At 47.0% G+C, this 9,697-nt stretch carries 7 protein-coding genes; 6 read left to right on the top strand and 1 reads right to left on the bottom strand.

Features of this window, described 5'->3' with window-relative positions; all coding sequences use genetic code 11:
• Positions 1 to 92: 92 nt before the first annotated feature.
• Positions 93 to 1,031, top strand: a complete 939-nt coding sequence (locus OCV81_RS02460) for an AAA family ATPase (RefSeq protein ID WP_148328070.1) — start codon at positions 93 to 95, stop codon at positions 1,029 to 1,031.
• A gap of 467 nt (positions 1,032 to 1,498) precedes the next feature.
• Entirely contained in the window at positions 1,499 to 2,869 is a 1,371-nt protein-coding gene (locus OCV81_RS02455; RefSeq protein ID WP_148328068.1) for an MATE family efflux transporter, read from the top strand.
• Positions 2,870 to 2,928: 59 nt separating this feature from the next.
• Here OCV81_RS02455 and guaA read toward each other — a convergent pair whose 3' ends face one another.
• On the bottom strand, positions 2,929 to 4,482 hold the full coding sequence (gene guaA, locus OCV81_RS02450) for a glutamine-hydrolyzing GMP synthase (RefSeq protein WP_148328066.1): 1,554 nt from the start codon (positions 4,480 to 4,482) through the stop codon (positions 2,929 to 2,931).
• Positions 4,483 to 4,666: 184 nt separating this feature from the next.
• Between guaA and ruvX the strand changes: the two genes are divergently transcribed.
• The 4 genes from ruvX to thrS all read left to right on the top strand — a co-directional run bounded on the left by ruvX (position 4,667) and on the right by thrS (position 9,681).
• Complete coding sequence (gene ruvX, locus OCV81_RS02445; protein ID WP_072542918.1) at positions 4,667 to 5,083, top strand: Holliday junction resolvase RuvX; 417 nt, start codon at positions 4,667 to 4,669, stop codon at positions 5,081 to 5,083.
• Positions 5,084 to 5,107: 24 nt separating this feature from the next.
• Positions 5,108 to 5,662, top strand: coding sequence for a peptide deformylase (gene def, locus OCV81_RS02440; protein WP_072542917.1), 555 nt, complete (start codon positions 5,108 to 5,110; stop codon positions 5,660 to 5,662).
• Entirely contained in the window at positions 5,659 to 7,665 is a 2,007-nt protein-coding gene (locus OCV81_RS02435) for a tetratricopeptide repeat protein (protein WP_148328064.1), read from the top strand. The genes def and OCV81_RS02435 overlap by 4 nt, the downstream gene beginning before the upstream one ends.
• 75 nt (positions 7,666 to 7,740) lie before the next feature.
• A complete protein-coding gene (thrS, locus tag OCV81_RS02430) occupies positions 7,741 to 9,681 on the top strand; it encodes a threonine--tRNA ligase (protein ID WP_022354171.1) in 1,941 nt (646 codons plus the stop codon).
• Positions 9,682 to 9,697 lie beyond the last annotated feature (16 nt).

Below are 9,697 nucleotides of genomic sequence, written 5' to 3'. Positions count from 1 at the left end.
AGTAAATTCAAATCCGTTCTCCCCAAAATTACTCATAACAAATTGAATCTCAATAATTTCAAAGAACTACTATGATTTTTTAGTGGACACTAATGATGCCGGTTTATACTTTATTTCAGGCCGACAGAAGTAATGGAGATAAAGATAAAGAGGTTCAAGACCCATTGAAAGAAGCGGTTAAAATAATAATGGCATCTTCTGATATAAAATTAAAATGTCAGGAGATTTACAATGCAGTTATTGAACAACTTCAACTTGTTTCAAATCGTACCGTTGAGAAAATTAATGAAATGAATCCTACATTGGCAAATACATTACATCCTACTTTACCTACAATTGACGACTTAAAATGGGTGGATGTATTTAAGTCAGTATCAATAACTGGAGATGATGACATTCCTATAAATAAACGTGGAAGTGGGGTTAAAAGACTTATTCTCATAAATTTTTTCAGGGCTGAAGCCGAAAGAAAACAAGAAAAAGCTAAGTCACCTGGAATTATATATGCCATAGAAGAACCTGAAACAGCGCAACATGCATATCATCAAAATCTTCTTATACATGCATTAAAAGAATTGTCTAAAAAGGACAATATACAGGTTATAATAACAACTCATAGCTCATTAATTTTAAAACAGCTCACTTTTGATGAAGTAAGATTAGTGAAAGATGCTGAACAAGGGAAAAAGATTGAACGGATTAATGAGTCGCAATTACCATATCCTTCATTAAATGAAATAGCATATACTGCATTTGGTGATAGTAGTATAGAATATCATAATGAATTATATAGTTATATTGAATCAGAAGGGTGGAAACGTGATTTTGAAACTGGAAAGCCCCAAATACCCTATGTAAAAATAATTAAAAACGGTACAAAAATCGAACAATTGATTAAAACTGAAATCATTAGACATCAAATACACCATCCTGAGAATACTTTAAATAAGCCTTTTACACAAGAAGAACTCAATAGTTCAATACAGGAAATGCGTATTTTTATAGAAAGACATAAGGCTGCTAAAAAATAGCAGCCTTATGGTCCCTAGTAGCCTTATCTTCTGGGCCATCTACGACAATGAGAATGAACATACTCGATACGTCCATATCTCATACGGTAATAGTCAGTTACAGAAACAGGTTTCAAGGGACATGTACATTTTACTCTCATAAATAACACCTCCTTTCTTTTGTCCCTTGACTATTTAAAATTCGGTGTTATACGAAAGAGCATAATAGTACGCCACAAAGATACAAAATTCTTGTTGTTTTTGATAAATACGTGTTATTTATAGCGTTAAGTTTATTCTAATGTTTCTCGTTTTTACGGAGTAATAGTTACGATTAAGGGTTTACAAAGAGATTCTATTGTTGTTGAAGTAATAGTTGGTAGAGAATTAATTTATTGATAACTTAATGTAGTTTCTATTTATTCAATATCCCATCTTTCCCAAATTTGCAGTAACTTTGCCGCGCATTTTTGAAGAAGGTAAAAAAGATGGATAACAGTGTGGATAAGAAACGGAGCCGAAGCAACGAGATTGACATGCTCAACGGGCCGTTGTTTAAGAAAATTCTGGTGTTTGCCCTTCCGCTGGCAGCCAGTAGTTTGTTACAGGAACTTTTTAATTCGGTCGATGTGGCCGTGGTAGGACACTTTGTGGGAAGTGAAGCCCTGGCAGCCGTGGGAAGTAACGCGCCTGTCATCGGGTTGCTCATCAACCTGTTCATGGGTATCTCCATGGGAGCCTGTGCCATTATCTCCAACCATATCGGTCAGCGGGACGACCGGAGTATACGCCACGCCATCAATACGGTGGAGCTGGTGGCCCTGCTGAGCGGAATTTTTCTGTTGTTGTTGGGACAGGTGGCAGCCAAGCCGATTCTGACATGGATGGGAACCCCTCCGAATGTGCTGGACCAGGCCGTGACCTATCTGCGTATCTATTTCTTGGGGATGCCTTTCATCATGGCATTCAACTTCGGGGCGGCGATTCTGCGAAGCATGGGCGATACGCGTCGTCCGCTGTATATTCTGGTCATTGCCGGGGTGGTCAATACGTTGCTCAATCTGCTGTTCGTGCTTTGCTTCCACATGGGAGTGGCAGGTGTGGCTGTGGCGACGGGAATCTCTAATGCGGTGAGTGCGGCGCTGATTATCCGGCTGCTGTGTAGGGAGAAAGAACCTTTCCGGCTGCATTTCAGCAAGATGAAGATTTATTCCACGGAACTGAACCGTATGCTGCGTATCGGTGTTCCGGCGGGCTTGCAGGGGATGATTTTTTCCATTTCCAATGTGGTGGTGCAGTCGTCCATCAACAGTTACGGGGCCGATGCGATTGCCGGTTCGGCAGCAGCCGTCAATTTTGAATACTATTGTTATTTTATCATCCAGGGATTCAACGGAGCCGCTATCAGTTTCATTGCGCAGAACTATGGGGCCGGAAGAATGGACCGTGTGCACCGGGTATTCTGGATTTGCATGGGGTCGAGCGTAGCTTTCTGTGCGGCATTCAACTGGCTTTTTGCCTGGCAGAGTGATTTCTTCCTGGGATTCTTTTCTAGTGTGCCGATGGTGCATCATTTCGGGACGCTTCGCATGCACCTGGTGCTGGCTTTGCAGTTCATTGCCAGCAGCTATGAGATTGCAGGTTCTTCGTTGCGGGGTATGGGCAAGTCGCTCACCCCGGCCTTGCTGACGGTTTTCGGTACCTGTCTGCTCCGAATGGTGTGGGTCTACGTGGTGTCGCCGATATGGAGGGGATACGATGTGCTGATGATTGTGTATCCGGTATCATGGGTAGTCACCGGCCTGCTGGTGCTGACGGTCTACTGGATGACGATACGGAAAAAGGTGGCGAAAGCATAAAAAAACAGCCTCGGCTTGAAAAAGCTGAGGCTGTTTTTTATATCAAGAAAGGAATTGGATTATTCCCATTCGATGGTGGCTGGCGGTTTGGAAGAGATATCGTAGCAAACGCGGTTCACGCCTTTTACTTTGTTGATGATATCGTTGGAAACCTTTGCCAGGAATTCGTATGGCAGGTGAGCCCAGTCGGCTGTCATGGCATCGGTACTGGTAACCGCACGCAAGGCTACTGCACGTTCGTAGGTACGTTCGTCACCCATTACTCCGACACTCTGTACCGGCAACAGGATGACTCCGGCCTGCCATACCTGATGGTACAGGGCAGTTTCGTTTCCGTTTTCATCTTTCACCTTCCAGTCGCGCAAGCCCTGGATGAAGATATCGTCGGCATCCTGCAGGATACGTACTTTCTCACGGGTGATGTCGCCCAGGATACGTACGGCCAGACCCGGACCCGGGAACGGATGACGGGTAATCAGATGTTCCGGCATACCCAGCTCGCGACCTACGCGGCGAACTTCGTCCTTGAACAGGAGACGCAGAGGTTCGCAAAGTTTCAGGTTCATCTTTTCGGGCAGACCGCCTACGTTGTGATGACTCTTGATGACGGTTCCGGTGATAGACAATGACTCAATGCAGTCGGGGTAGATGGTACCCTGTGCCAGCCATTTCACGTCGTGAATCTTGTGGGCTTCTTCATCGAATACGTCGATGAAACCTTTTCCGATGATTTTACGTTTGCGTTCCGGTTCGGTCACTCCGGCCAGTTCAGAGAAGAATTTCTCGCTGGCATCCACGCCGATGACGTTCAGTCCGAGACATTCATAGTCGTGCAATACGTTCTTGAATTCGTTCTTGCGCAGCATCCCATGGTCTACGAAGATACAGGTCAGGTTCTTGCCGATAGCCTTGTTCAGCAATACGGCTGCCACCGAAGAGTCTACACCGCCGCTCAGTCCCAGCACCACCTTGTCGTTGCCGAGCTGTTCTTTCAAGCTGGCCACTGTGGTCTCGATGAAAGAGGCTGCGCTCCAGTCCTGCTTCCCTCCGCAGATGTCTACCACGAAGTTCTTCAGCAGTTGGGTACCGTCTTCTGTGTGGAACACTTCCGGGTGGAATTGTACGCCCCAGAGTTTTTCATTCTTTGCCTGATAAGCAGCGATAGCCACTTTGTCGGTTGAAGCGATAATCTCGAAATCGTCGGGAATGGCAGTGATGGTGTCGCCGTGGCTCATCCATACCTGAGAATGTTCGCGGATGCCTTTCAGCAGCGGGCTTTCGTGGTTGAAGGTAGCCAGGTGGGCACGTCCATATTCACGGGTGTTGGCTGGTTCTACCTTACCTCCGTAGGTGTAGGCCATGAACTGTGCACCGTAGCAGATGCCCAGGATAGGATACTTCCCGCGGATGTGGGTTAAGTCTACTTTAAAAGCCTTTTCGTCGTACACGGAGAAAGGGCTTCCCGACAAGATTACGCCGATAACCGACGGGTCGTCGTGCGGAAACTTGTTGTAAGGAACAATTTCGCAATACATGTTCAGCTCGCGCACACGGCGGCCGATGAGCTGCGTGGTTTGTGAACCGAAGTCAAGAATAATGATTTTTTCCTGCATATTGTGTGATGTAAAATATGTATTCTATGCGTGCAAAGGTACGCATATTTTTCCTAAATCCGATGTGTGCCTCTGATTTTATTTGAAACAGAGAGTTTCAGTTTGCACGGTAGGGAAGGGCGGTATGTTTTTTTAAGTATTATATATGAAGAGGTAAGGAATAAATTTGTACTTTTGTCGGCGTATGAGCAGAATTTTGGCAATTGATTATGGCAGAAAGCGCACGGGAATCGCGGTGACCGACCCGATGCAGATTATTGCGAACGGGCTGACTACGGTGCCGACGCACGAATTGATGGACTACCTGCTGAAGTATGTGGCCCAGGAAAAGGTGGAGCGTATCATTGTGGGGCATCCCAAGCAGCTGAACAACGAGGATTCGGAAAACATGAAGTACATCAAGCCTTTCCTTGCCCAGCTGAAGAAAAAACTGCCGGAGGTACCGGTGGAGCTGGTGGACGAACGGTTTACTTCCGTGCTGGCGCATCAGGCCATGCTGGACGGAGGCCTGAAGAAGAAGGCCCGCCAGAACAAGGCGCTGGTGGATGAAATCAGTGCGACCATCATTCTGCAGTCGTATTTGGAATCAAGAAGAATGTAACTCAAAAACTTAATAAAACAGAATATGATTTTACCGATTTATGTGTATGGCCAGCCTGTGTTGCGTCAGGAGGCCGAAGATATTACGCCGGATTATCCAGGCTTGAAAGAGCTGATTACAAATATGTTTGAAACGATGGACCGTGCAGACGGCGTGGGACTGGCTGCTCCGCAGGTGGGACTTCCTATCCGGGTGGTAGTGATTGACTTGGACGTGTTGTCGGACGACATGCCGGAGTTCAAGGATTTCAAACGTGCCTATATCAATCCTCACATTCTGGAAACAGGCGGAGAGATGGTATCTATGGAGGAAGGCTGTCTGAGTTTGCCGGGCATCCATGAAAGTGTGAAGCGTCCGGACAAGATTCATGTCACTTACCTCGACGAAAACATGCAGCCGCACGACGAGTGGGTGGAGGGTTATCTGGCACGCGTGATGCAGCATGAGTTTGACCACTTGGAAGGGACCATGTTCATCGACCATCTGTCGGCTTTGCGCAAGCAGATGATTCGTGGCAAACTGAATGGCATGGTAAATGGCAAGGCTCGTTGCTCTTATAAAGTGAAAACAGTCAGATGATCAGAAGATTCCTATACATATTATATATAGGTATGTTTTTCCCGGTGGCTGCCCTGTGTCAGATTAATACGGACAGGGTGATGACCATCGGGAAAAATGCACTTTATTTCGAGGATTATGTCCTCTCTATCCAGTACTTTAATCAGGTAATCGGAGTGAAGCCGTATTTGGCTGAACCGTATTTTTATCGCGGACTGGCCAAGATGAACTTGGACGATTATCAGGGAGCAGAAGCCGACTGTTCGGAAGCGTTGCAACGCAATCCGTTCGTAGTCAATGCGTATCAGGTGCGGGGTATCTCGCGTATCCGGCAGCAGAATTATCAAGGGGCCATCCAGGATTACCGGAAAGCCTTGGAAATGGATCCGGAAAATATCAGCCTGTGGCACAACCTGGCGCTTTGCCGGATGCATGAGGAAGAGTATGCACAGGCACGGGCCGACTTGGATACGCTGATTCGTATCTCTCCACGCTATACGGATGCGTATCTGATGCGTACGGAGGTGTCATTGAAGCAGAAGGATACGTTGCAGGCCATGACGGATGCCGACAAGGCGATTGAAATGGACCGTTATAATCCGGACACATGGTCGTCAAGAGGTATGCTGTTCCTGCAGCGTGGAAAGTACAAGGATGCGGAAGCGGATCTGACGGAGGCCATCCGTCTTTCGGTGCGCAATGCGGGCGTGTATATCAATCGCGCGCTGGCACGTTATCACCAGAACAATTTGCGCGGGGCCATGTCGGACTATGATTTGGCATTGGATGTGGACCGGAACAATTTCATCGGTCACTACAACCGTGGTCTGTTGCGTGCGCAGGTGGGAGATGACAATCGTGCCATCGAGGACTTCGACTTCGTGCTCAAGATGGAACCCGACAATCTGATGGCCCGGTTCAACCGAGGATTGTTGCGTGACCGTACAGGGGATTATCCGGGGGCTATCGAAGATTATTCGGCGGTGCTGAAGGAATATCCGAACTTCCTGGCCGGCTATCAGTATCGTGCGCAGGCCAGACGGAAAGTGGGCGACTTGAAAGGGGCGGATGCCGATGAGTTCAAAGTGCTGAAAGCGCAGATTGAATCGCAGAACGGAACGAAGAAGCAGACGGCTTCGGCGGACAAGACGCGTAAGAAATCGGACAAGAACGTGGAGAACTACCGTAAGATTGTAGTGGCCGACAACGATTCGGAGGACGACCGTTACAAGACGGACTATCGGGGCAGGGTACAGGACAAGAATGTAACTATTTTGCCACAGCCGATGTTTGCGTTGAGCTATTACGAGCGTCCGGAAGAAGTGAAGCGGCAGATCAACTATTATAAAGAAATTGATGACATGAATGCCCGTGGGGCTCTTCCTCATCGTCTGCTGATTACGAACAACGAGGCTTCGCTCTCGGAAGAGCAGGTGAAACAGCATTTCGCATCCATCGATGAACAGACGGCTGCCATTGTGAAGGAACCGAATGATGCGTTGCATTACTATGCGCGTGCGCTTGATTTCTATTTGGTACAGGATTTCGACAATGCATTGAAGGACTTGGATGATGCCATCCGTTGTGATTCTACTTTCTTCCCGGCCTATTTCAGTCGTGCGCTGATTTACTACAAGCAGTTGGAATACCGCAAGCGCGACCGGAAGTATGAAGTGGAAACAGTGGATAACAACAAGGACTTGCAGGTGCGTTCGTATGACTATAACAAGGTACGTGAGGACTTGGACCGTGTGATTGAGCTGGCTCCCGACTTTGTGTATGCATATTATAACAGAGGAAATATTCTGGCCGTGATGAAAGACTACCGGGCTGCACTGGTGGATTACAACAAGGCCATTGAGCTGGATCCACGTTTCGCGGATGCGTATTTCAACCGCGGGCTGACGAATATCTTCCTAGGTAATAACCGGCAGGGTATCCAGGACTTGAGTAAGGCTGGCGAGTTGGGAATTTTCTCTGCGTACAACATTATCAAGCGATTTACCACAGTGGAGGAGAAATAAATGAATGCAATTTTCTTCTTTAATTAAAAAGTTTATATTTTTGCGTCTCAATAACAGATTAACACTATAAAGACTATGGTTAAGATAACTTTTCCTGATGGCTCTGTTCGTGAATACAACGAAGGAGTTACGGGTCTGCAGATTGCAGAAAGCATCAGTTCCCGTCTGGCACAGGATGTGCTGGCATGTGGAGTAAACGGCGAAACTGTAGATTTGAATCGCCCTATCAACGAAGATGCAAACTTCGTTCTTTATAAATGGGATGACGAAGAAGGCAAGCATGCCTTCTGGCACACAAGTGCACACTTGCTGGCTGAAGCGCTGCAGGAATTGTATCCGGGCATTCAGTTCGGTATCGGTCCGGCCATTGAAAACGGATTCTATTATGACGTAGATCCGGGTGAAGCTGTCATCAAGGAAGGCGACCTGCCTGCCATTGAAAAGAAAATGGCTGAACTGGCTGCCAAGAAAGAAGAACTTGTTCGCCAGAACATCTCGAAGGATGATGCGCTGAAGATGTTTGGTGAAAGAGGAGAAACTTACAAGTGTGAACTGATTTCCGAACTGGAAGACGGTCACATCACTACTTATACGCAGGGTGCGTTTACAGACTTGTGTCGTGGCCCGCACTTGCTTTCTACGGCTCCGATCAAGGCCATCAAGCTGTTGTCGGTAGCCGGTGCCTACTGGAGAGGACAGGAAGACCGCAAGCAGATGACCCGTATCTATGGTATTACTTTCCCGAAGAAGAAAATGTTGGATGAATACCTGGTGATGCTGGAAGAAGCCAAAAAACGTGACCACCGTAAGATTGGTAAGGAAATGGATTTGTTCATGTTTTCGGATACGGTAGGTAAGGGACTTCCGATGTGGTTGCCGAAAGGTACTGCACTGCGTATCCGCCTGCAGGATTTCTTGCGTCGCATCCAGTCACGTTATGACTATCAGGAAGTAATGTGTCCGCCGATTGGCAACAAACTGTTGTATGTCACTTCCGGACACTATGCGAAATATGGTAAGGATTCTTTCCAGCCTATCCACACTCCGGAAGAAGGCGAAGAGTACTTCCTGAAACCGATGAACTGCCCGCATCACTGTATGATTTACAAGAACTCTCCGCGTTCTTATCGTGATCTGCCGTTGCGTATCGCAGAATTTGGTACGGTTTGCCGTTACGAACAGAGTGGTGAATTGCATGGATTGACTCGTGTACGTAGCTTTACGCAGGATGATGCACACATCTTCTGCCGTCCGGATCAGGTGAAGGATGAATTCCTCCGTGTGATGGATATCATTTCTATCGTGTTCACTTCCATGGGACTGGAAAACTTTGAAGCACAGATTTCTCTGCGTGACAAAGTGAACCGTGAAAAGTATATCGGTAGCGATGAGAACTGGGAAAAGGCTGAACGTGCCATCGTAGAAGCTTGCGAAGAAAAAGGACTGAAAGCCAAAGTAGAATACGGTGAAGCTGCATTCTACGGTCCGAAACTGGACTTCATGGTGAAGGATGCCATCGGCCGTCGCTGGCAGTTGGGTACTATCCAGGTAGACTACAACCTGCCGGAACGCTTCCAACTGGAATACATGGGTTCTGATAACCAGAAACATCGTCCGGTAATGATTCACCGTGCACCGTTCGGTTCAATGGAACGTTTTGTGGCCGTATTGATTGAACATACAGCCGGTAAGTTCCCGTTGTGGTTGACTCCGGATCAGGTGGCTATCCTGCCTATCTCTGAAAAATTCAACGACTATGCCGATAAGGTTCGTCAGGATTTGAAGAAATACGACATCCGTGCCATTGTGGATGACCGTAACGAAAAGATTGGCCGTAAGATTCGCGACAATGAAATGAAACGTATTCCTTACATGCTGGTTGTGGGTGAAAAAGAAGCCGAAAACGGTGAAGTAGCCGTACGTAAGCAGGGTGAAGGAGACAAAGGAACCATGAAAATCGAAGATTTTGCAAAAAATATTGCAGAAGAAGTTCATAATATGATAAATAAATGGTAAATTTGCAGCCGTTTGC

This window comes from Phocaeicola fibrisolvens (assembly GCF_025567125.1).
Classification (GTDB): Bacteria; Bacteroidota; Bacteroidia; order Bacteroidales; family Bacteroidaceae; genus Phocaeicola; species Phocaeicola fibrisolvens.
The sequence above is the reverse complement of the archived record's forward strand: the minus strand, read 5'-3'. Positions and strand labels throughout refer to the sequence as shown.